The organism is Nocardiopsis akebiae, assembly GCF_018316795.1.
Classification (GTDB): Bacteria; Actinomycetota; Actinomycetes; order Streptosporangiales; family Streptosporangiaceae; genus Nocardiopsis; species Nocardiopsis dassonvillei.
In genome coordinates, this window is the sequence record NZ_CP074132.1 from 4,598,601 (window position 1) to 4,617,663 (window position 19,063).

The 19,063-nt window shown below is 74.1% G+C and carries 21 protein-coding genes; 11 read left to right on the plus strand and 10 right to left on the minus strand.

Annotation, left to right across the window (positions count from 1 at the left end; all coding sequences use genetic code 11):
* Positions 1–3: 3 nt before the first annotated feature.
* Entirely contained in the window at positions 4–336 is a 333-nt protein-coding gene (locus KGD83_RS19650) for a hypothetical protein (RefSeq protein ID WP_212640578.1), read from the plus strand.
* 270 nt (positions 337–606) lie between these two features.
* On the opposite strand, the gene KGD83_RS19655 is transcribed toward KGD83_RS19650, so the two are convergent.
* The 4 genes from KGD83_RS19655 to KGD83_RS19670 all read right to left on the minus strand — a co-directional run bounded on the left by KGD83_RS19655 (position 607) and on the right by KGD83_RS19670 (position 3,847).
* Positions 607–1,905 (minus strand): erythromycin esterase family protein, encoded by a 1,299-nt coding sequence (locus KGD83_RS19655; RefSeq protein ID WP_212640579.1) that lies wholly within the window; start codon positions 1,903–1,905, stop codon positions 607–609.
* A complete protein-coding gene (locus tag KGD83_RS19660; RefSeq protein ID WP_212640580.1) occupies positions 1,902–2,561 on the minus strand; it encodes a dienelactone hydrolase family protein in 660 nt (219 codons plus the stop codon). The genes KGD83_RS19655 and KGD83_RS19660 overlap by 4 nt, the downstream gene beginning before the upstream one ends.
* 84 nt (positions 2,562–2,645) lie before the next feature.
* Positions 2,646–3,326: a phosphoribosyltransferase gene (locus KGD83_RS19665; protein WP_212644507.1), complete on the minus strand. Its 681-nt coding sequence runs from the start codon at positions 3,324–3,326 to the stop codon at positions 2,646–2,648.
* Between the two features lie 155 nt (positions 3,327–3,481).
* Positions 3,482–3,847 (minus strand): VOC family protein, encoded by a 366-nt coding sequence (locus KGD83_RS19670; RefSeq protein ID WP_212640581.1) that lies wholly within the window; start codon positions 3,845–3,847, stop codon positions 3,482–3,484.
* A 163-nt stretch (positions 3,848–4,010) separates the two neighbouring features.
* Between KGD83_RS19670 and KGD83_RS19675 the strand changes: the two genes are divergently transcribed.
* From KGD83_RS19675 to KGD83_RS19695, 5 genes are all read left to right on the plus strand, one after another.
* Positions 4,011–4,607, plus strand: a complete 597-nt coding sequence (locus KGD83_RS19675; RefSeq protein ID WP_212640582.1) for a TetR/AcrR family transcriptional regulator — start codon at positions 4,011–4,013, stop codon at positions 4,605–4,607.
* Between the two features lie 172 nt (positions 4,608–4,779).
* Complete coding sequence (locus KGD83_RS19680; protein ID WP_212640583.1) at positions 4,780–6,003, plus strand: MFS transporter; 1,224 nt, start codon at positions 4,780–4,782, stop codon at positions 6,001–6,003.
* Between the two features lie 109 nt (positions 6,004–6,112).
* On the plus strand, positions 6,113–6,505 hold the full coding sequence (locus KGD83_RS19685; RefSeq protein ID WP_150254920.1) for a DUF2267 domain-containing protein: 393 nt from the start codon (positions 6,113–6,115) through the stop codon (positions 6,503–6,505).
* A 182-nt stretch (positions 6,506–6,687) separates the two neighbouring features.
* Positions 6,688–7,017, plus strand: coding sequence for an ArsR/SmtB family transcription factor (locus KGD83_RS19690; RefSeq protein WP_212640584.1), 330 nt, complete (start codon positions 6,688–6,690; stop codon positions 7,015–7,017).
* A complete protein-coding gene (locus KGD83_RS19695) occupies positions 7,014–7,493 on the plus strand; it encodes an SRPBCC family protein (RefSeq protein ID WP_212640585.1) in 480 nt (159 codons plus the stop codon). Before KGD83_RS19690 ends, KGD83_RS19695 begins: the two co-directional genes overlap by 4 nt.
* 101 nt (positions 7,494–7,594) lie before the next feature.
* Here KGD83_RS19695 and KGD83_RS19700 read toward each other — a convergent pair whose 3' ends face one another.
* On the minus strand, positions 7,595–8,467 hold the full coding sequence (locus tag KGD83_RS19700; RefSeq protein ID WP_249351961.1) for a universal stress protein: 873 nt from the start codon (positions 8,465–8,467) through the stop codon (positions 7,595–7,597).
* Between KGD83_RS19700 and KGD83_RS19705 the strand changes: the two genes are divergently transcribed.
* Positions 8,466–9,941 (plus strand): potassium/proton antiporter, encoded by a 1,476-nt coding sequence (locus tag KGD83_RS19705; RefSeq protein WP_212640586.1) that lies wholly within the window; start codon positions 8,466–8,468, stop codon positions 9,939–9,941. The genes KGD83_RS19700 and KGD83_RS19705 overlap by 2 nt on opposite strands.
* A gap of 59 nt (positions 9,942–10,000) precedes the next feature.
* Here KGD83_RS19705 and KGD83_RS19710 read toward each other — a convergent pair whose 3' ends face one another.
* The 5 genes from KGD83_RS19710 to aztA form a co-directional block, all read right to left on the minus strand.
* Positions 10,001–10,561 carry a hypothetical protein gene (locus KGD83_RS19710; protein ID WP_212640587.1) on the minus strand — a complete coding sequence of 187 codons (561 nt, stop codon included), beginning with the start codon at positions 10,559–10,561 and terminating at the stop codon, positions 10,001–10,003.
* A gap of 187 nt (positions 10,562–10,748) precedes the next feature.
* Complete coding sequence (locus tag KGD83_RS28990; protein ID WP_019610327.1) at positions 10,749–10,877, minus strand: MFS transporter small subunit; 129 nt, start codon at positions 10,875–10,877, stop codon at positions 10,749–10,751.
* An 84-nt stretch (positions 10,878–10,961) separates the two neighbouring features.
* Positions 10,962–12,329 (minus strand): L-lactate MFS transporter, encoded by a 1,368-nt coding sequence (locus KGD83_RS19715; RefSeq protein ID WP_212640588.1) that lies wholly within the window; start codon positions 12,327–12,329, stop codon positions 10,962–10,964.
* 248 nt (positions 12,330–12,577) lie between these two features.
* The gene (locus KGD83_RS19720; protein WP_212640589.1) at positions 12,578–13,819 is read right to left on the minus strand and encodes an MFS transporter; all 1,242 of its coding nucleotides are present in this window, start codon (positions 13,817–13,819) and stop codon (positions 12,578–12,580) included.
* A gap of 70 nt (positions 13,820–13,889) precedes the next feature.
* The gene (gene aztA / locus KGD83_RS19725) at positions 13,890–14,579 is read right to left on the minus strand and encodes a zinc ABC transporter ATP-binding protein AztA (protein WP_212640590.1); all 690 of its coding nucleotides are present in this window, start codon (positions 14,577–14,579) and stop codon (positions 13,890–13,892) included.
* A 63-nt stretch (positions 14,580–14,642) separates the two neighbouring features.
* Between aztA and aztB the strand changes: the two genes are divergently transcribed.
* From aztB to aztD, 4 genes are all read left to right on the plus strand, one after another.
* A complete protein-coding gene (aztB, locus tag KGD83_RS19730; protein ID WP_212640591.1) occupies positions 14,643–15,539 on the plus strand; it encodes a zinc ABC transporter permease AztB in 897 nt (298 codons plus the stop codon).
* The gene (locus tag KGD83_RS19735; RefSeq protein WP_212640592.1) at positions 15,529–16,725 is read left to right on the plus strand and encodes an ABC transporter; all 1,197 of its coding nucleotides are present in this window, start codon (positions 15,529–15,531) and stop codon (positions 16,723–16,725) included. Before aztB ends, KGD83_RS19735 begins: the two co-directional genes overlap by 11 nt.
* On the plus strand, positions 16,719–17,684 hold the full coding sequence (gene aztC / locus KGD83_RS19740) for a zinc ABC transporter substrate-binding protein AztC (RefSeq protein ID WP_212640593.1): 966 nt from the start codon (positions 16,719–16,721) through the stop codon (positions 17,682–17,684). The genes KGD83_RS19735 and aztC overlap by 7 nt, the downstream gene beginning before the upstream one ends.
* A gap of 79 nt (positions 17,685–17,763) precedes the next feature.
* Positions 17,764–18,966 (plus strand): zinc metallochaperone AztD, encoded by a 1,203-nt coding sequence (aztD, locus tag KGD83_RS19745; protein WP_212640594.1) that lies wholly within the window; start codon positions 17,764–17,766, stop codon positions 18,964–18,966.
* Positions 18,967–19,063: the final 97 nt, after the last annotated feature.

A 19,063-nucleotide genomic window follows, 5' to 3' on the forward strand; every position in this document is an offset into this window, starting at 1 on the left:
CCCGTGCAGGGTGACCAGGAGGTCGCCGTACCGCCGGGGTCCTCGTTGCGGCAGGCCCGGCCCTCGTCGGCCTCCGTCAGCGCGCGCGACCACAGCTCCTCTCCGCCGCCCAGGGCCCTGGCGCTCAGCGTGAGCGAGCCGCCGGGCCCCGTCCGGACGAGCCCGATCCGCGCCTCGGGGGTCATCGCGACGAGACCGCCCCACCCGTCCGGCTGGAGCGCGGTGTGCTCGCCGGTGACCTCGCCGGTCGCGATGTCGAGCACCGCCGTGGTCCGCTCCACCGGTTCCCCGTCCGCGCCGGGTTCGGCGCCCTCGGGAACCTCGCCGCGGACGTAGCGCACGTAGACGTGCGCGTCGTCGGCCCACACGCTGCGGCCGTGTCGGCGCGGCCGCACCGTCGGTCATGTCCGCGGACAACCTAGCAGCGGACGCGACCCGGACGGCAGGGGCGTCCGGTGCCGCCCGCCTACCCGCCCGGTTCCAGACATAAATCCATAATCCTTGCACTCAGACGGAAACCATGCACAAGGCTGTAATGCGCGCACACGGATGGAATCCGTGCAAGCGGCCGGAATCCACGCGCGTGTCAGGGGCAGCCGGTACGCGTCACCGGCCGCCGGGCCAGGTCTCCTCCTCGCCCGAGTCCTCCTCGACCTCGTGCAGGGGCGTGAGCGCGCGGGTGCGGTCGACGAACACGAAGGCGTCGTAGCGCTCCCCCAGCACGGTCGGGACGTAGTTGCGCAGCCCGTCGCGTCCGGGGTGGTAGATGACGCCGACGGCGCGGTGCGGCAGGACCTCGCCCGCGAACGGATCGGCCGCGCCGTCGCCGGTCAGGATCAGCAGGCCCGTCTCCCCCTCGAACGACTGGTGCAGCAGCGCCTCCACGCTCCCGTGGCGCGCGGCGGGCACCGGCATCGGCTCGGGGGTCTCCCCCCACGCCCGGGCGGCCATGACCCGGCCCTCGTAGGTGCCGAAGCCGACGAGGACCACGCCCTCGTCGCCGTGGCGTTCGCGCACCAGCTGCCCCACGTTGACCATGCCCGCGGTGGCCATGTCGGTGGCGCGCGCGTCGCCGACATGGGTGTTGTGCTCCCACACGACGGCCTTGGCACCGGGCCCGTGGTACTCCATGAGCCGGTCGAGCGTATCGGCCATGTGGTGGTCGCGGACGTTCCACGACTCGGGGCCGCCGCGCACCAGCGCCCGGTAGTACTGCTCGGCGTCCGCGAGCACCTCGGCGTTCTGGCGCGCGGCGAACTCGGCCAGGTCCTCGGCGGCGGAGGCCTCCCCCGCCCGGGCGCGCAGTCCGGCCAGCAGGCGCACGACCTCCGCCTCGCAGCTCTCGGGCACCAGCCGCGTCGCTCGTGCGTAGGCCTGGGGGTCCTCGCCGTAGGGCTGGAAGCAGCGGTAGGCGTTCAGGGCCGGTTCCACCTGCTCGGGCATGTTCTCGCGCAGCCACCCCAGCACCGCGTACAGCGACTCCCACAGGCTGTAGACGTCCAGGCCGAAGAACCCGGCGCGCCGCTCAGGCGCGAGCCCCAGGTTGTGTCCGCGCAGCCACCGGGCGAACTCCAGCACCTCGGTGTTGGCCCACATCCACTGCGGCCACCTGCGGAAGCCCTCCAGGATCTCCTTCGGGTCCTCGGGCGCCCCCTGCGCGCCCACGACGCCGCAGTGCAGCTGCTGGAAGTCGGGCCAGTCGCCCTCCACCGCGACGAAGGAGAAGCCCGCCTCCTCGATCAGCCGCCGGGTCAGTTCCGCCCGCCAGCGGTAGAACTCGGCGGTGCCGTGAGAGGCCTCGCCCAGCAGCACGTAACGCGCGTCGCCGATCCGCTCCACGAGCGGGTCCAGCGACCTCGGTCCGGTCAGCCGCGGGAAGGCGTCCGGGAGGGTTCCGCCGCTCATCGCTCCACCTCGCCCAGGATGCCCGCGAACCAGCCGGAGGCGGCGTCGGCCACCTCCGCCAGCGCGCCCGGTTCCTCGAACAGGTGGGTGGCGCGGGGGACGACGTGGATCCGGTGCGGGGCGCTGAGCCGGTCGGCCGCGTCCTCGTTGAGACGCAGGACCTCGGTGTCCGCGCCGCCGACGATGAGCAGCGTGGGGGCGCGCACGACCTGGAGCGCCTCGGTGCCCGCGAGGTCGGGGCGGCCGCCGCGCGAGACGACCGCGGCGACCAGGTCCGGGCGCTCGGCGGCGGTCCTCAGCGCGGCGGCGGCGCCGGTGCTGGCGCCGAACAGGCCGATGGGCGTGCCCGCGGTGTCCTCGTGCGCGGCCAGCCAGTCCACGGTTCCGGTGAGCCGCCGGGTGAGCAGGTCGATGTCGAAGCGCTGCCGCCCGGTCGCGCTGTCGGCGCGTTCCTCCTCCGGGGTGAGCAGGTCCAGCAGGAGGGTGGCGACCCCGACCCGGTTGAGCTCCTCGGCTACGGCCCGGTTGCGCGGACTGTGGCGTGAGCTTCCGCTGCCGTGCGCGAAGGCCACGACCGCGGTCGCCCCGGGGAACACGGCCAGCCGCCCGTCGAGTAGCGCGTCCGGCGTGCGTACCGTCACGTCGACAGCGGTCATGGTCCTCTCCCTTCGTGGGGGCCGGGCTCCCGTGCGGTGCGCCGACCCGGTGTCGGCCGCCGCGTGCACGGCGGCCGGTGGCTGTCAGGGGCGGCCGGGAGGGCCGCCGCCGGGGCCGCCGGAGTCTCCGGGGCCTCGGGGAGGCCTCGCCAGCAGGCCGCGCACCTCGTCATCGGTGACCTGCGCGAACCTCTCGTACCAGAGGCTGACCGCGCCGAAGTCCTGCGGCGTCTCCAGGCAGACGATCCGGTCGCAGACGTCGGAGAGCGCGCGGAGGGCTTCGGGCGCGCCCACGGGGACGGCCAGCGTCAGGGACGCGGGGCGCCGGGCGAGCACCGAGGTCAGCGCCGCCCGGGCGCTCAGTCCGGTGGCCAGCCCGTCGTCGACCACCACCACGTCGTATCCGGCGGCCCCGGGTTCGGGGGCCTCCCCGCGGTAGGCCAGCAGCCTGCGCCGCGCCTCGGCCCGCTGTGCCCCGACCATGTCGGCCAGGCGCCCCTCGGGGATGCCCAGCAGGTCCAATGCCCTCTGGTCGAACAGAGCGGGACCCTCGGCCGTGGTCGCGCCGATCGCCGTCTCCGGGCTCCCGGGGGCGGGGATCTTGCGCGCGACCACGATGTCCAGCGGTACGCCGAGGGCCTCGGCGACGGGCTCGGCCACGGGGACCCCGCCCCGGGGCAGGGCCAGCACGCGCGGGCGCGGTCCCGCCCGCTCCGCCACCGCGCGGGCCAGCCGCTCGCCCGCCTCTCGCCGGTCCCGAAACACGTGTGCCACCTCACCCGGTCGCTTCGTCTGGATCCCGTGGCGCGACGGCCCGCGTCCGCGCGGCTCGGCGGCGCGCGCGGGCCGTGTGGTGAGCGCTACCCCGGGGCCCTCGGCGCACACATGGACCGGCCGGGCCCTCCGGGACCGGTCCGGCGCTACCCGTCCAGGGTGCCGTCGAGGCGCTCGACGACGCAGAACTCGTTGCCCTCGGGGTCGGCCAGGACCGTCAGCAGGTGCCCGTCCTCCTCGTAGGCCGGGCGCAGCACCCGCGCGCCAAGCGCGCGCACCCGCTCGACCTCCGCGTCCAGGTCGTGGACGACCAGGTCAGGGTGCATCCGGTTCTTGCCGGAACGGGGCTCGGGCACCTTCTGGAGGACCAGGTTGGGCCAGCGCCCGCCCGGGTCCTTCAGGGCGAGGTAGACCGGGTGCTGGCCCTCCTCGCGCTCGAAGCCCAGCACGGCGCACCAGAAGTCGGCGGCGGCGTGGAGGTCGTTGGTGTCGAGTACCCAGACCAGGCGCACGTGGCGGTCCCCTCGATGGGCCGTGCGGTCCGCGGCCGCGGACCGCACGGCCACCCTACGACGCGGACCCGCGACTCCGGGAGACCCCGCGGCGCCGGTCGGCACCCCGGTTCCGCCCTCGATTTTTGTGACGCTCAGTCCATAAAGTGGTACCGTTTGAAGCATGGGCAGACCACGCCAGTTCGACGAGGAGCACGTGATCCGGGCCGTCTACGAGGAGTTCCGGTCCAAGGGCTTCGACGGGACCTCCACGGCCGACCTGTGCCAGGCGACCGGACTGACCCGCAGCAGCCTCTACAACACCTTCCACTCCAAGGAGCACCTGTTCCGCCGGGCGCTCTCCCACTACGTCACCACCGTGACCGCGCGCCAGGGGACCGTGCTGGACTCCGCGGAGGGCAGCGGGCTGGACCGGATCGGGGCGCTGCTCGCCGTGATCGTGGCCGACGAGGCGGCCAACCGGGAGAGCGGCCGCGGAGCAGGATGCTTCACCGTCAACACCATCACCACGATCGCCTCGCGCAACCCGGAAGTCGCCCAGGTGGTGGAGGCCGACCTGCACAAACGCCTGTCCTCACTGCGCCTGACCGTCATGGACGGCCAGCTCGACGGCTCGGTCGCCGCCGACCGCGACCCCGGCGACCTGGCCTGGTACGTGGTCTCGCTCATCTCCGGGATGAGGGTCGCGGCCCAGTCGGGCGCCGGGAGGGCGGTGCTGGAGGGCATCGCCTCCACCGGGATCGGGGCGCTCCGCCCCTGACCCGCGCTCCCCCCGCCCTTCCCGCCCCTCCCTCCGCCCCCGACCCCGTGTGCCCGCGCGACCCCCGCGGCTCGGCGCCGGTGCTGCCGCGCGTTCGCCGTACACCTCTCCACACGTCGCTCCGCGCGCTCTCATTTTGGTCTGATCGATACAAAACTTGAGAGGGAAACCCATGCCCGTATCCGTCTACCTCATGGCGCTCGGCATCTTCGCCATGGTCACCAGCGAACTGCTCGTCGGTGGACTCATGCCGCAGATGTCGGAGGACTTGGGGGTCACCATCCCGCAGATCGGCTACCTCATCACCGCGTTCGCACTGGCGATGGCGCTCGGCGGTCCGCTGGTGGCCCTGTCGGTCCTCCGTCTGCGCACGAACCACGCCCTGATGGTGCTCTTCGCCGTCTTCTTCGTCGGCAACGCACTGGCCGCCCTGTCCACCTCCTACTGGCCCATGCTCGTGGCCCGCGTGGTCACCGGAGCGGCCGCCGGAGCCTTCTTCGGCGTCGCCCTGTCGGCGGTCGCTCAGGTCACCGCGCCGCACCTGCGCGGGCGCGCCACCGGCGCGGCCCTCCAGGGCCTGATGGTGGGCACCCTGCTCGGCCTTCCGCTGTCCACGCTCATCGGCGGCCGGTTCGGCTGGCGCGCCGCCTTCGCCGCCGTCGGCGTGCTGACCGTGGTCGTGGCCGTGGCCACCGCGCTCGCCCTGCCACGCCTGGAGAGGGCCGAGGAGGCCGGGGCCCTGCGCTCCGAACTGGAGGTGTTCCGCCGCCCGCGCCTGTGGACCGTCATGGCCACCTCCACGCTCATCATCGGCGCCACCTTCGCGGCGTTCTCCTACTTCACACCGATCCTCACCGAGGTCACCGGGTTCTCCCGCGACATCGTGCCGCTGCTGCTCCTGGGCTACGGCGGGGCCACGGTCATCGGCAACATCGTGGTCGGCCGCCTGGCCATGTCCCGCACCGTGACCGTCATCGTGGCCGGTCTGGCGCTCAACACGGTCTTCCTGGGCGTCTTCGCGCTCTTCGCGGACCTGCCGGTCCCCGCCCTGCTGGCGATGGCGGGCATCGGCCTGGTGGGCATCACGTTGAATCCCGCGATGATCACCCGCGTCCAGCGGGCCGGGAACCCGCGCGCCCTGGTCAACACCGTCCACTCCTCGTTCATCACCATGGGCGTGGTCGTCGGCTCCTGGATCGGCGGCATGGGCATCGACGCCTTCGGACTGCGCGCACCGCTGTGGGTCGGCGTCGGCCTGGCCCTGCTCGCGCTGCTGGCCATGGTGCCCGCGGCCCTGACCGCGCGCAGGGTGGGCCACGAGGCCACCGACCTGTACGGCCCGCCCGCACCGGGTCCGACGGAGGGGGACCCGATCACGCACGCCACGGACGCCTGACTTCCTCCGAAGGCTCCGAACTGCGCGGACCCCGTCCGCTCCTCCGGTGATTGCCTCCGCCGGGGAGCGGGCAGGGGACCCGGACATCCGCCACCACGTGGAGGTCGAGATGCACTACGACGAATTCCTGAACGAGGTCCGCGAGCTGGGCGAATACGCCGACCGCGACGAGGCCGAGCAGGTCAGCCGGGCGGTACTGGGCGTGCTGGCGCCCCGGCTCCAGGCGAACGGCGCGGAACACCTGGTCGCGCAGCTGCCCGACGAACTGGGCGAGGCGATCCAGCAGGGCGAACTGCTGGAGGCGGAGTCCTTCGGTGTGGAGGAGTTCCTCACCCGGGTGGGCGCCGCCACCGGCGCCCGGCCCCGGACCGCCGAGTGGGACGCCAGCGCCGTGCTCACCACCGTCTCCCGCCGGGTCACCGGCGGTCAGCTCAACCACATCCTCAGCCAGCTCCCCTCCGGCTACGCCGCGCTGTTCGGCAAGCCGGAGCTGAGCGGCTGACGGGCGGCTGAACCGCTCCGGGCCCCGTCGGGCGCGCCAGGAGGGCCGGGCCCTTCGGGCAGCCGGTCCTCCGGACGGCCGTCCGGCGCCGCTCCCGGGCAGGCCAGGCCCCTCCCCAGGGGAACACACCGCCCCCCATGTATGCCTTGACGGTTATATAACCGAGTAGCCATACTCAATGTATGCCCGATCTGTTCGCCGTCCTGGCCGAACCCAGCAGGCGCCGCATCCTCGACGCGCTGCGCCGCAGCGAGGGCCTGCTCGTCAAGGACCTGGTCGCCGGGCTGGACATGAGCCAGCCCAACGTCTCCAAGCACCTGCGCGTGCTGCGCACCGCCGGGCTGGTCTCCGAGACCGCCGAGCGGCAGGGGCGGCGCTACCGCCTGCGGGCCGAGGCGCTGCGCGACCTGGACGACTGGCTGCGCCCCTACCGGGCGTTCTGGACGGACCGGCTGGACGAACTGGGCGAGTACCTGGACTCCACGCACCCGCAGGAGGGGCAGCAGCCATGAGCACCGAGGTCCGCGTCGGGACGAACACGTCCGGCGCTCCCGTACTGCGATTCACCCGCCGCTACGCGCACCCCCTGCCGACGGTCTGGGCCGCGCTGACCACCGACGAGGCGCTCAGCCGGTGGTTCCCCTGCCGGGTGGCGATCGACGCGCGCGAGGGCGGCGCGCTCACGCTCACCTTCCCCGGCGAGGAACCGTCGACCGCGCCGATCACCGAGTTCGCGCCGCCGCACGTCCTGGCCTTCCGCTGGGACGGCGAGGACCTGCGCTGGACCCTGGAGGAGGACGGCGACGGGTGCGTGCTGCGCCTGTCCAACACCGTCGCCGACCCGGCGTGGACGGCCAACACCGCGGCCGGGTGGGACGTGTGCCTGCGCACGCTCGCCGCCGTGCTGGACGGACGCGCGGAACCGGCGCAGGCCGGTCCCGACGAGGCGCTCATCGCGCACTACCGCCAGACCCTGGCCGCCGACTGACGCACCGGTCGCGCGGGGACGCCGACCCCCGCGCGCTCAGGGGCCGGGTCCCCAGCGCCGCGCGGACGGCGCTTGCGGTCAGTGCGTCGGGGAGCGCGGCCTCAGGACGAGCGCGTGAGGAGGACGGGGCGGGGGCTGGCCGCGAGGATGCGCGAGCTGACGCTGCCCAGGACGAGCTTGGGAATCCCCACCCGGGCGCGGCTGGCGAGCACCGCCAGGGCACCGGGGCGGCGGTGGAGCAGCCCGGTGATGCCGCCCGCGGGGTCGGTGCCGGTCAGCACGGTCGTGCGCACCGCCAGGCCGTCCGCCTCCAGCCTCCGCGCGGCCCCCGACAGCCGCGCCCCGGCCACGGCCGCCCCGCCGGGCGAGGCCACGTGCACCAGCTCCACCTCCAGCCCGAGCTGGCGGGCCCACCCCCGCCCCAGGGCGAGGGTGTCTGCGTCGCGGGAACCGCCGTCCAGGCACACGAGGGCGCGGCCACCGGCCCCGCCTCCCCCGTCACACAGGTACCCGGGACCTATCATGAGCACCGGGGCGGCGGCCTGGCGCAGCACGTGTCCGGTGACGCTGCCCGCCATCAGGCGTGAGAACCGGTCCCGGTCGTGGGTGGCCATGCACACGACCGTTCCGGTCTGCTCGGCGACCGCGTCGACGATCACGTCCCCCGGCCAGCCGGAGCCGACCATGGAGACCTCGACGCGGTCGTAGTCCAGGCCCGCCGCGACGGCGTCGACGTCCTCGACCCAGGCGCGGTTCACGCGGTCGCGCACGGTCAGCAGTTCCAGGGGGACCCGCAGGACGCGGGCGGCGCGCAGCGCCGGGCCGAGGGCGGCCGCCGCACCGGCGGTGCCGTCCAGGGGCACCAGGAACCGGGTGATGGCGCGGGCGGGGGCCCGTGCGGTGCCGTCCTCACCACCGGCGGCCATCGGCACTCCCCCCTCCACCGCGTCCCAGAGCCGACGACGGGGGACCATGACAGTACACCTGCCCGCCGACGGGTGGATCCTGGCGGCCGGACTCCTGCTGGTGGCGGCGATCCTGGCCTCGGGCTTCGCCAACCGCATCCGGCTGCCCGGCCTGCTGCTGTTCCTGGCGCTGGGCATGCTCATCGCCGACGACGGGCTCGGGCTGGTCCGGCTGGACAACCCCGAGGTCGCCCAGATCGGCGGAGCCGTCGGGCTGATCCTCATCCTCTTCGAGGGCGGCCTGACGACCAAGCCCGGGGACCTGAGGCGCGCCGCCGCGCCCGGGTTCGCGCTGGCCACCGTGGCCGTGGCGGGCACGGCGCTGGTCCTGGCGGCGGGCACGTACCTGCTGCTGGACGTGCGCCCCCTGACCGCCCTGCTCATCGGCGCGGTCGTGGCCTCCACCGACGCCGCCGCGGTGTTCGCCATGCTACGGAGGGCCCCGCTGCCCCGCAAGGTCGCGTCCCTGCTGGAGGTGGAGTCCGGCGCCAACGACCCGATCGCCGTCCTGCTCACCATCGGCCTCATCGCCACCTGGCAGGACGCGCCGTCCCCGGCCGAATGGGCGCTGTTCGCCCTCATGCAGCTGGTCGGGGGCCTGGTCGTGGGCGCCGTGGCGGGACTGGCCGGAAGCTGGCTGCTGACACGCGTCAACCTGGGCCCGGCGGGGGTCTACCCGGTGCTGGCGCTGGGCGTGGCCGGGGTCTCCTACGGCGCCGCGGCGCTGGCGGGTGCCTCCGGCTTCCTGGCGGTCTACGTGACCGGGCTGGTCGTGGGCGCCCGCGCGCCCCTGCACCGGCGGGGCATCCGGACCTTCCACGAGGGGCTGTCCAGCACCGCCGAGGTGGGGCTGTTCCTGCTGCTGGGGATGCTGGTCTTCCCCTCCGACCTGCCGGGGGTGGCGCTCTCGGGGCTGGCCGTCAGCGCGGTCCTGGTGCTGGTGGCCCGTCCGGCGACGGTGGCGCTGTGCCTGGTGTGGTTCGACTACACGTGGCGGGAGACCGCCTTCGTCAGCTGGGTGGGGCTGCGCGGTGCCGTGCCGATCGTGCTGGCCACGTTCCCGTTCGTGGCCGGGTACCCCGACGGCGCCCTGATCTTCAACATCGTCTTCTTCGTCGTGCTGGTCTCAGCGGCGGTGCAGGGCACCAGCATCCGCACCGTGGCGGGTCTGCTGGGGCTGACCCGGGGCGGGCACTCGCTCGAACCCGTGGTGGCGGACGTGCCCATCAGCGACTTGGGCACCGAGCTGATCGAGGTGCGCGCGGCGCCGGGGCTGTACATCGTGGGCAGGCTGCTCGGGGAGCTGGAACCGCCGCACGGCCTGGTCACCACGATCGTGCGGGGCAAGCGGGTGCTGGTGCCCTCGGCGCACACCCGGGTCCGTGAGAACGACCTGCTCATCGTGGCCATGCCGCGCCGCCCCGACGCCCAGAGGCTGGTCACCGCCTGGGCCAAGGGCGAGAACACGGGCGGGGCCGGATAGCGGAGCCCTGAACCGGTCCGGGGCGGGTGCCGGGGAGCCGGGTCCGGCCGCTCCCCGGGTCAGGACGGGCCGCCCCGGGAGGCGTTCCCGGGGCCGTCGAGGTAACGGCGCAGGCGTCCGAGGATCAGCGGATTCTCCGCGCCCCGGCGACGGTCGGGACGCCGGGGCTCCCCTCCGTCCCGGCGGTGCGCCTCCTGGAGCGGGTCCCCGACCGGTGTGGCGTCGGCCGCGTCTGCGCGCGTTCGGCGCCACACCGGGATCGCGACAGCGATCCCGGGGATGGCTGAGACCAGAACCGAGTAGAAGGGCAGCCAGTCGACGAACTGCTGCACGACCACGGCCACCGGCATCATCAGCAGAACGGCGCAGGCGGCGGGGATGATCGCCTGGAGCACCCACCTGCGGGGGACGGCCCGGCACAGCACGGCGGCCAGGAGCGGCGTAGCGATCCAGGAGGCCTGCCGCGGTGCTCCCGCCGCGTTCAGGCCGAGGATCAGCGCTACCGCCCCGGCGAGGACACCCAGGACGAACCCGAGGCCGACGGCACGGCGCCTCGTCCGCTCGCGAGGCGTCTCCTCCCGCTGCGGTCCTTCCTCCGCTGACCCCTCGGGCCGGTCCACGCTCCACTCCCCCGCTCTCCACTGGCGGCCGGTCGGCCGCAGGACCCGTCGTCGCCCCCGGGCACACGGCCGCGATTCCCGGAGGGGAGCGTGCGAAACGCCGGCCGCCCACCGCTCCCCACGGGGGTGGAGCGGTGGGCGGTCGGCGCGGCGGCGTACCGCCTGGCGGATTCGGCGGAACCGCCCCTCAGGAGGCGAAGAGCGCCGCGGCGTCCACCGCGGTCTGCGCCACCCCGTAGGCCAGGGCGGCGAGCACGATCACCCACAGCAGGATCGCGGTGACGGTGGAGGCGTTGGTGGTCCGGTTGCCTGACATGTGTGGCCCTTCCTCGGTGACCGGTGAGGCGTGTGTTGGGTTCCGGGGGAGGCACACGTCGCGGCCCCGCTCCCGGTTCCGGGCTCAGCCGCGCCCGGCGACGCGTTCCCGGTCGCGCTGGTGGACCCGCTCGGGCAGGGGCCGGACCAGCATGTTCGCGAGGAAGCCCACGGCCATGACGCCGACCATGACGTAGAGGGAGAGCCCGTAGAGCTCGGCCCCGTCGCGTCCGGCGGCCAGCTGGGCGTCGGCGATGACGTTGACGATCATCGGCCCGGCGACCCCGGCCAGCGACCAGGCGGTGAGGAGCCTGCCGTGGATGGCGCCCACGTTGAAGGTGCCGAACAGGTCCTTCAGGTAGGCGGGCACCGTGGAGAAGCCGCCGCCGTAGAAGGACAGGATGACGCCGGTCAGCGCCACGAACAGCACGATCGAGCTGGTTCCGGCGATGGCGATCAGCAGGTAGAGGAGCCCGCCCAGGCCGAGGTAGCCGATGTAGACGCGCTTGCGGCCGATCGCGTCGGAGGCCGAGGACCACACGAGCCGCCCGAGCATGTTGCACAGGGAGAGGAAGCCGACGTAGCCCGCCGCCTCGGCCGGGCCGACCCCGGTGAAGAACTCCTGCACCATGGGCGAGGCCTGCTCCAGGATTCCGATGCCCGCGGTGACGTTGCAGAAGAGCACGGTCCACAGGAGCCAGAACTGCGGGGTGCGCACGGCGGTCTCCACCGACACCCCCTCCAGGGCCGGGGGCGCGTCCGCGGAGGCGCCCTTCGGCTCCTCGGCCGCGGCGCCCCGGGGCCGCCAGCCGGCCGGGGGGACGCGCACGGTGAAGGCGCCCAGCATCATGATCACGAAGTAGACCGCGCCCAGGGTGAGGAACGCGGGGGCGATGGCGTCCGCGGGGGTGTCGGCGTAGCGCCGCAGGAGTTCGGAGGACAGCGGCGAGGCGATGAGCGCGCCGCCGCCGAAGCCCATGATCGCGATGCCCGTGGCCAGGCCGGGCCGGTCGGGGAACCACTTGATGAGGGTGGAGACCGGCGAGATGTAGCCGATGCCCAGGCCGAGCCCGCCGAGGACGCCGTAGCCGAGGTAGACCAGCCAGAGCTGGCCGGTCGCCACGCCGAGCGCGGCGACCGCGAACCCGCCGGACCAGAACAGGCCGGAGGCGAACATCGCCTTGCGCGGGCCGTTGCGCTCCACCCATTTGCCACCGAACGCGGCCGACAGGCCGAGCATGACGATGGCGATGCTGAAGATGACCCCGATCGCGGTCAGCGACGTGTCGAACCGCTCGACCAGCGGGTTGCGGAAGACGCTGAACGCGTACACCTGGCCGATGGACAGGTGTACCGCCAGGGCGGCGGGCGGGATGAGCCACCGGCTGTAGCCGGGCGGCGCGATGCTCCTCTCGTAGTCGAGGAACGAGGTCAGGGGACTGGTGCGCGTCATGGATTCCGCTTCGTGTTCTGCTTGTCGCGGTGGGGGCGCGGACGCCGGGGCCGCTCCTGCCGGTCCGGGGTCATCCCGGGGTCGCCGGGAACCTGGCTGGGCGGGGTGTTCCACCCTTTCGGGAGCAGCATCCTCACGGAAAGTGACCGTGCGAATGTCGAACGTCTGTGCCGGAAGCGAACTTATGTGATGAGGGCTTCGTGATCAAGACCTCAGTACCCACAAACCGGTCAAATACCCCATTTCTCTCAGCTCCTCCGCGTCACCGGGACCACCGCGAGGGCCGCGGCGGAGAAGAGCGCGCTCACCGCGAAGACGAAGGGCAGGCCCGCGAGGGTGATCACCGCCGCCATGAGCACCGGCGTCAGGGTCGTGCTGACCGCCTGGAGCCAGTTCTGCGCGGCCAGGGCCCGCCCCGCCCAGGAGGTCCCCGCCGTCTCGGCGACGGCGGTGAAGGTCAGGCCGTTGTGCCACATCGTCAGGACCAGGCAGGCCAGGAGCAGCGGCACGGCCGTCCACCCCCAGGCCATCGGCAGCGCCGCGAGCAGCACCAGGCAGACCCCCGAGACCGCCGCCAGCCACCGCACCGGGCGCATCCGGTCCCCGTTCCGGTCCGACCAGACGCCCAGCAGCAGCCGCCCGGCCGCCCCGGGCACCTGCGCCACCGCGACGACCGCGCCCGCGGCGGGCGGGCTCCACCCCTGTTCCTGCACCAGGTAGATGACGGCGTAGGTCATCAGCGCGATCTGCGGGACGCCGAGCAGCATGCTCACCCCGTGCACCCGCCAGATGTGCCCGTGCCGGTAGGGCGATCCGGCCGCGGGGCGCGCGGCGGCCTCACCCGCCTCTGCGGCCTCGGCGTGCACGGCGTCGTCGGAGGTGTCCGCGCCCGCGGGGGCGCGGGCCGCCTCCGGCGCCGGGGGCCGCCCGGGGGCGGAGGCGGGCATCGCCAGCACGAACGGGACCGCCAGGAGCGCGAGCACCGCCGGGAGGGTCATCGCGCCGACGAACCCCCAGGCGCCCGCGGCCCAGGGCAGCGCCAGGGCGGAGAGGCCCACGCCCAGGGGCAGCGCCGACTGGCGGACGCCCATGGCCAGGCCGCGTTCGCGCTCGGAGAACCAGGACAGCACCAGCCGCCCGCTCGCCGCGTTGACCGGGCCGCCGACCGCGCCCACCAGCAGCAGGACCGCGACGGCCCCCCACAGCCCAGAGACCGCCCAGAGCGAGCCGAGCGCGCACGCCGTGAGCACCAGGCTCAGCGCCATCGTCGGCCGCTCCCCGAACCGGTCGATCACCAGGCCCCACACCAGGAGCGTAAGCAGGAGGCCGAGCGAGGGCAGTCCGGCCAGCATCCCGGCCTGCGCCGTGGTGACGCCGAAGGCCTCCCTGAGCTGCGGCAGCACGACGGGCACGCCGAACATCGCCGACACACTGGCCACCTGCGCCACCATGCTGACCGAGAGGACGGTCCAGCGGTTCCGTACGAGCATCCGGCCAGCCTAGGGAAGGCGTCGCCCGCCGGGTCCGCCGCCCCGGCCCGGCCGCGTCCCGCCGGTCCCCCTAACCGAATCCGGCGCTCCGCGCCCCCTCCCAGGCCCGCGCGGCCTCCTCCGGCGGCCCCGAGGCCGCGATCCGCCCGCCCGCGAGCACCAGGCAGTGGTCGGCGTCGAGGGCCTCGTCGGGGGCGTGGGTGGCGTGCACGACGGTGACACCGTCGGCGCGGGCACGCTCCAGGACGCGGCGCACGTACTCGCGAGCACGGTGGTCCAGCCCGGCCGAGGGCTCGTCCAGCAGGAGCAGGTCCGCCTCCTGCGCCAGGCCCTGGGCGATGAGCACCCTCTGGCGCTGACCGCCCGACAGCTCCCCCAGGCGGCGGTCGGCCAGGTCGGCGACGTCCAGGCGGTCCAGGCACTCCGCGACCACGGCGCGGTCGCGCCGGGTCAGCGGCCGCCAGAACCCCCGGTGGGCCCACCGCCCCATAGCGACGGCCTCGCGCACCGTGACCGGCAGGGCGTCGGGGACGGCGCTGCGCTGGACCACGAAGGCGGGGCGGCCCGGACGCGAGGCCCGGACCCCGCCCCGGCGGACCGCGACAGTGCCCGCCATGAGGCCGAGCAGCGTGGACTTGCCCGATCCGTTGGGCCCCACGAGCGCCGTGACCGCGCCCTCCGGGACCGCCGCGTCGACGCCCCGCAGGACGTCCTCACGCCCGTACCCGGCGTACACGCCGTCCAGTTCCAGACGGTTCATCCCGCTCCTCACGCTCACCCCGATGTGCAAATGACAATGGTTATCGTTATACAGTGTCCCACTATGGAAGCTCTGTTCGCCCCGTTCGGGGTCGTGTTCGTGCAGCGTGCGCTGTGGGGAGGCATCCTGGTCTCCCTCATCTGCGCCGTCGCCGGTACCTGGGTGGTGCTGCGCGGCATGGCCTTCCTCGGCGACGCGATGTCGCACGGGATGCTGCCCGGGGTGGCCCTGGCGTCCCTGCTGGGCCAGAACCTCATGCTGGGCGCGGCCCTGGCCGCCGGGGCGATGGCCGCGGGCGTCACCGCGCTGGGCCGCTCGTCCCGGCTGTCCCAGGACACGAGCATCGGGCTGCTCTTCGTCGGGATGCTCTCACTCGGCGTGATCCTGGTCTCGCACTCGTCCTCCTTCGCGGTCGACCTCACGGGCTTCCTGTTCGGGGACGTCCTGGCGGTGCGCGAACAGGACCTGGTCCACCTGGGCCTGGCGCTGGCCGCGTCCCTGGTCGTCGCCGTCGCGGGACACCGGGCCTTCCTCGCCCTGGCCTTCGACCCGCGCAAGGCCGCCACCCTGGGGCTGGCGCCCCGGGCCGCCCACGGCGTCCTGCTCGGCCTGGTCACCCTGGCCGTGGTCGCCTCGTTCCACGTGGTCGGCACGCTGCTGGTGTTCGGGCTGCTCATCGCGCCTCCGGCGGCCGCGGCCCTGTGGGCGCGCAGCGTGCCCGCGATCATGCTCGGCGCGGCCGTGCTGGGCAGCGCCGCGACCTTCCTCGGCCTGCTCGCCTCCTGGCACTGGGAGACGGCGGCCGGGGCCACGATCGCCGCCACGGCCACAGCGTTCTTCTTCGCCTCCGCGCTCGCGGCGGCCGTGCGCTCCCGCGGGCGCGGCTACCCCGACCCGACCCCCGACACCACCCCAGACCACCCCGCACAGATGGAGAGGCCGATGACACATGAGGCGTGAACACCGCACCGGCGCGCTGGGCGCGGCCGGACTGTCCGCCCTCGTCCTGCTGACCGGCTGCGGCGCCGCGCAGGACGGCGCGGAGCAGCCGGAGGAGGAGGTCCCGCACGGCTACGTCGAGGGCGCCGAGGAGACCGCCGAGCCCCAGTCCCGCCTCGTGGTCGCCGACCCCGGCAGCGGAGACGTCCGGGTGCTCGACCTGATCACCGAGGAGACGACGGAACTCGACCCCGTGGAGGGCCTCGACGGCATCGCCGGGGACGGCCGCTTCGCGTACCTGTACTCATCCGACCACCGGATGACCACCGTGGTGGACAGCGGTGCGTGGACAGTCGACCACGGGGACCACAAGCACTACTACCGGACCGGCGTCGGGCTCGCGGGCACGGTGGAGGGCCTGGCCGCGGGCCGGGTCGCCTCCGACGCGGCCCTGACCGCGCTGACCGCGGCGGACGGCGCCGCCGTGCTCGACCGGGCCGCTCTGGAGGAGGGTTCGGTCGAGGAGGCCGCGGCCCCGCCCGACGGCGCCTCGGTGGTCCTGCCCTTCGCCGAGCACCTCCTGGTGGCCGGGGGCGGTTCCGAAGGCGCGGTCGAGGTGCGTGACCGGGACGGCTCCCCCGTCGCCACGCTCGACGCCGCCTGCACCGACCCCCTCGGCCAGGCGCTCACCCGGCGCGGCGCGGTCATCGGCTGCGCCGAGGGCGCCCTGCACGTCACCGAGGAGGACGGGGAGCTCTCCGGCGAGATCGTCGCATACCCCGGGGAATCGGAGGGACGGGTCGAGGAGTTCGGGCACCGCCCCGGTTCGGCGACCCTGGCCTCGGTCTCGACCGGCGGCGACCTGTGGGTCCTGGACCTGGCCGGACCCGGGTGGACCGCGCTGGAACTGGAGGGCGCCGTGACCGCGACGGCCGTCGGAGAGGGCGCCCCCGTCCTCGCCCTGACCGGCGACGGGACCCTGCACTCCCTGGACCCGGCCTCGGGTGGGGAACTGGCCTCCGCCGACCTGCTCGACGGCACCGGCACCGCGCACGCCCCCGTCATCCGCGCGGACACCAGCCGCGCCTACGTCAACGACACCGGGCGCGGCCTCGTGCACGAGATCGACTACAACGACGACCTGCGCGTGGCGCGCACCCTCGACCCGGGCATCGCGCCGCACCTCATGGTCGAGACGGGATGGTGACCGCAGTGACGGCTCCGAAGGCGCTCCCGCGCGCCGCGACCGCCGCCGCCCTGGCCGGGGCCGCCCTCCTCGGCACCGCCTCCTGCTCCCCCTCGGAGGGCGGGGGCGAGGGGATCGTGGTGACCACCAACATCCTGGGCGACCTCACCCGGGAGGTCGTGGGCGGGGAGGCCGAGGTCACCGTCCTGATGAAGCCCAACGCCGACCCGCACTCCTTCGGCATCTCCGCGCGCGAGGCCGCGCTCGTGGAGAACGCGGCGCTCGTGGTCTACAACGGGCTCGGCCTGGAGGAGGGCGTGCTGCGCAACGTCGCCGCCGCCGAGGAGGCCGGGACACCCGCCCTGGAGGTCGGCGCGCAGGTCGACCCCCTGGCCTTCTCCCCCGGCGGGGACGCCGCGGACAACGAGGACGAGGGCGAGCCCGACCCCCACTTCTGGACCGATCCGCGGCGGGTCGTCCGGGCGGTCGAGCTGATCACCGAACAAGTGGTCGCCGAGGTGGACGGCGTGGACGCCGGGGCCGTGCGCGCCAACGCCGAGGCCTACACCGCGCAGCTGGAGGAGCTGGACGCGTGGATGGCCGAGGAGTTCGCCGCGATCCCGGAGGAGGACCGCAACCTGGTGACCAACCACCACGTGTTCGGCTACCTCGCCGAACGCTACGGGTTCGAGGTCGTGGGCGCCGTGATCCCCAGCGGCACCACCCTGGCCTCGCCCAGCAGCTCCGACCTCAAGTCCCTGGCCGACGCCGTGAGCGCGGCGGGCGTCGAGGCCGTCTTCGCCGACTCCTCCCAGCCCGACCGCCTGGCCTCGGCCATGGCCGAGGAGGCGGGCGTGCACATCGAGGTCGTCCCCCTCTTCTCCGAGTCGCTGAGCGAGGAGGGCGGGGGCGCGGCCACCTACCTGGAGATGATGCGCTCCAACACCGAGGCCATCGCCACCGGACTGCGTGGCGAGTGACCGGGCCACAGCCCCGGCACGACCGCTGCGGTCCCTCCCCCCGCCCGCGGCGGACCCTTCCACCCCGAAAGAGAGAAACGTGAACACCCCGACGAACGACGCGACGACGCTGTTCCCGGCACGCGCGGCGCTGCCCGTGCTGCTGTCCGCGGGACTGCTGCTGACCGCCTGCGGCACCGGAGAGGACACCGGCCGGGAGCAGGGCGGCGAGGAGCAGGCCGCCGCGCAGGCCGTGGTGGAGAACCCGGTCGTCACCACCTACGACGGCGGCCTGTACGTCCTGGACGGCCAGAGCCTGGAGGTCGTCCAGGACATCGCCCTGGAGGGGTTCAACCGGATCAACCCGGCGGGCGACGACCGGCACGTGCTGGTCTCCACCTCTGAGGGCTTCCGGGTCCTGGACGCGGCCGGCGCGGAGCTGACCGACACCCTCTTCCCCGCCGACACCCCCGGCCACGTCGTCCGGCACGCGGGCCGGACCGTCCTGTTCGCCGACGGCAGCGGCGAGATCACCGCCTTCGACACCGACTCCCTGGGCGACGGCCTGCCCGAGACCGACGTGAGCAGCGCCGAGGAGGCCCACCACGGCGTGGCCGTGGAGCTGGCCGACGGCGGGATGCTGCTGACCCTGGGCGACGAGGAGGAGCGGGTCGGCGCCGTCGTCCTGGACGCCTCCGGCGAGGAGGTCGCCCGCAGCGAGGAGTGCCCGGGCGTGCACGGCGAGACCACCGCCGAGGGCGAGGCCGTCGTCATCGGCTGCGAGGACGGGGTCCTGGTCCACCGGGACGGCGAGTTCACCAAGGTGGACAGCCCCGACGAGTACGGGCGCATCGGCAACCAGGCCGGAAGCGAGGAGTCGCCGATCGTGCTGGGCGACTACAAGACCGACCCCGACGCCGAACTGGAGCGCCCCGAACGGGTCGCGCTCGTGGACACCGCCGCCGGAGAACTGACCCTGGTCGACCTGCCCGCCAGCTACACCTTCCGCTCCCTGGGCCGCGGACCCGAGGGGGAGGCCCTGGTCCTGGGCACCGACGGCAGCCTGCACGTGATCGACCCCGAGGCGGGCGAGGTCGTGGACAGCATCGAGGTCATGGACGAGTGGCGGGAGCCGCTGGAGTGGCAGCAGCCCCGCCCGGCGCTGTTCGTGCGCGGTGCCACCGCCTACGTGAGCGACCCCGCCACGAAGCAGGTCCACGCACTGGACCTGGAGTCCGGTGAGGTCACCGCCTCGGTGACCCTGGACGCCGAGCCCAACGAGCTCAGCGGCGCGGCGTCCTAGCCACCTCGTCCGGGGCGGGCGCGCGTCCCCCGCTCGCCCGCCCCGACGTGCGTTCCGGTACCGGAACGCGCCGGTCGGGCACAGCGCGCCGCGGGCC

Bases quoted from the DNA above. Each gene is read 5' to 3' on its own strand.
- KGD83_RS19655 (WP_212640579.1), bottom strand. From the start codon at position 1,905: ATGAGCGGCGGAACCCTCCCGGACGCCTTCCCGCGGCTGACCGGACCG.
- KGD83_RS28990 (WP_019610327.1), bottom strand. From the start codon at position 10,877: ATGTCAGGCAACCGGACCACCAACGCCTCCACCGTCACCGCGATCCTG.
- KGD83_RS19720 (WP_212640589.1), bottom strand. From the start codon at position 13,819: ATGCTCGTACGGAACCGCTGGACCGTCCTCTCGGTCAGCATGGTGGCG.
- KGD83_RS19690 (WP_212640584.1), top strand. From the start codon at position 6,688: ATGCCCGATCTGTTCGCCGTCCTGGCCGAACCCAGCAGGCGCCGCATC.
- KGD83_RS19700 (WP_249351961.1), bottom strand. From the start codon at position 8,467: ATGGTCCCCCGTCGTCGGCTCTGGGACGCGGTGGAGGGGGGAGTGCCG.
- KGD83_RS19675 (WP_212640582.1), top strand. From the start codon at position 4,011: ATGGGCAGACCACGCCAGTTCGACGAGGAGCACGTGATCCGGGCCGTC.
- KGD83_RS19660 (WP_212640580.1), bottom strand. From the start codon at position 2,561: ATGACCGCTGTCGACGTGACGGTACGCACGCCGGACGCGCTACTCGAC.
- KGD83_RS19680 (WP_212640583.1), top strand. From the start codon at position 4,780: ATGCCCGTATCCGTCTACCTCATGGCGCTCGGCATCTTCGCCATGGTC.
- KGD83_RS19685 (WP_150254920.1), top strand. From the start codon at position 6,113: ATGCACTACGACGAATTCCTGAACGAGGTCCGCGAGCTGGGCGAATAC.
- KGD83_RS19695 (WP_212640585.1), top strand. From the start codon at position 7,014: ATGAGCACCGAGGTCCGCGTCGGGACGAACACGTCCGGCGCTCCCGTA.
- KGD83_RS19735 (WP_212640592.1), top strand. From the start codon at position 15,529: ATGAGGCGTGAACACCGCACCGGCGCGCTGGGCGCGGCCGGACTGTCC.
- aztA (WP_212640590.1), bottom strand. From the start codon at position 14,579: ATGAACCGTCTGGAACTGGACGGCGTGTACGCCGGGTACGGGCGTGAG.
- aztB (WP_212640591.1), top strand. From the start codon at position 14,643: ATGGAAGCTCTGTTCGCCCCGTTCGGGGTCGTGTTCGTGCAGCGTGCG.
- KGD83_RS19715 (WP_212640588.1), bottom strand. From the start codon at position 12,329: ATGACGCGCACCAGTCCCCTGACCTCGTTCCTCGACTACGAGAGGAGC.
- KGD83_RS19705 (WP_212640586.1), top strand. From the start codon at position 8,466: ATGACAGTACACCTGCCCGCCGACGGGTGGATCCTGGCGGCCGGACTC.
- aztC (WP_212640593.1), top strand. From the start codon at position 16,719: ATGGTGACCGCAGTGACGGCTCCGAAGGCGCTCCCGCGCGCCGCGACC.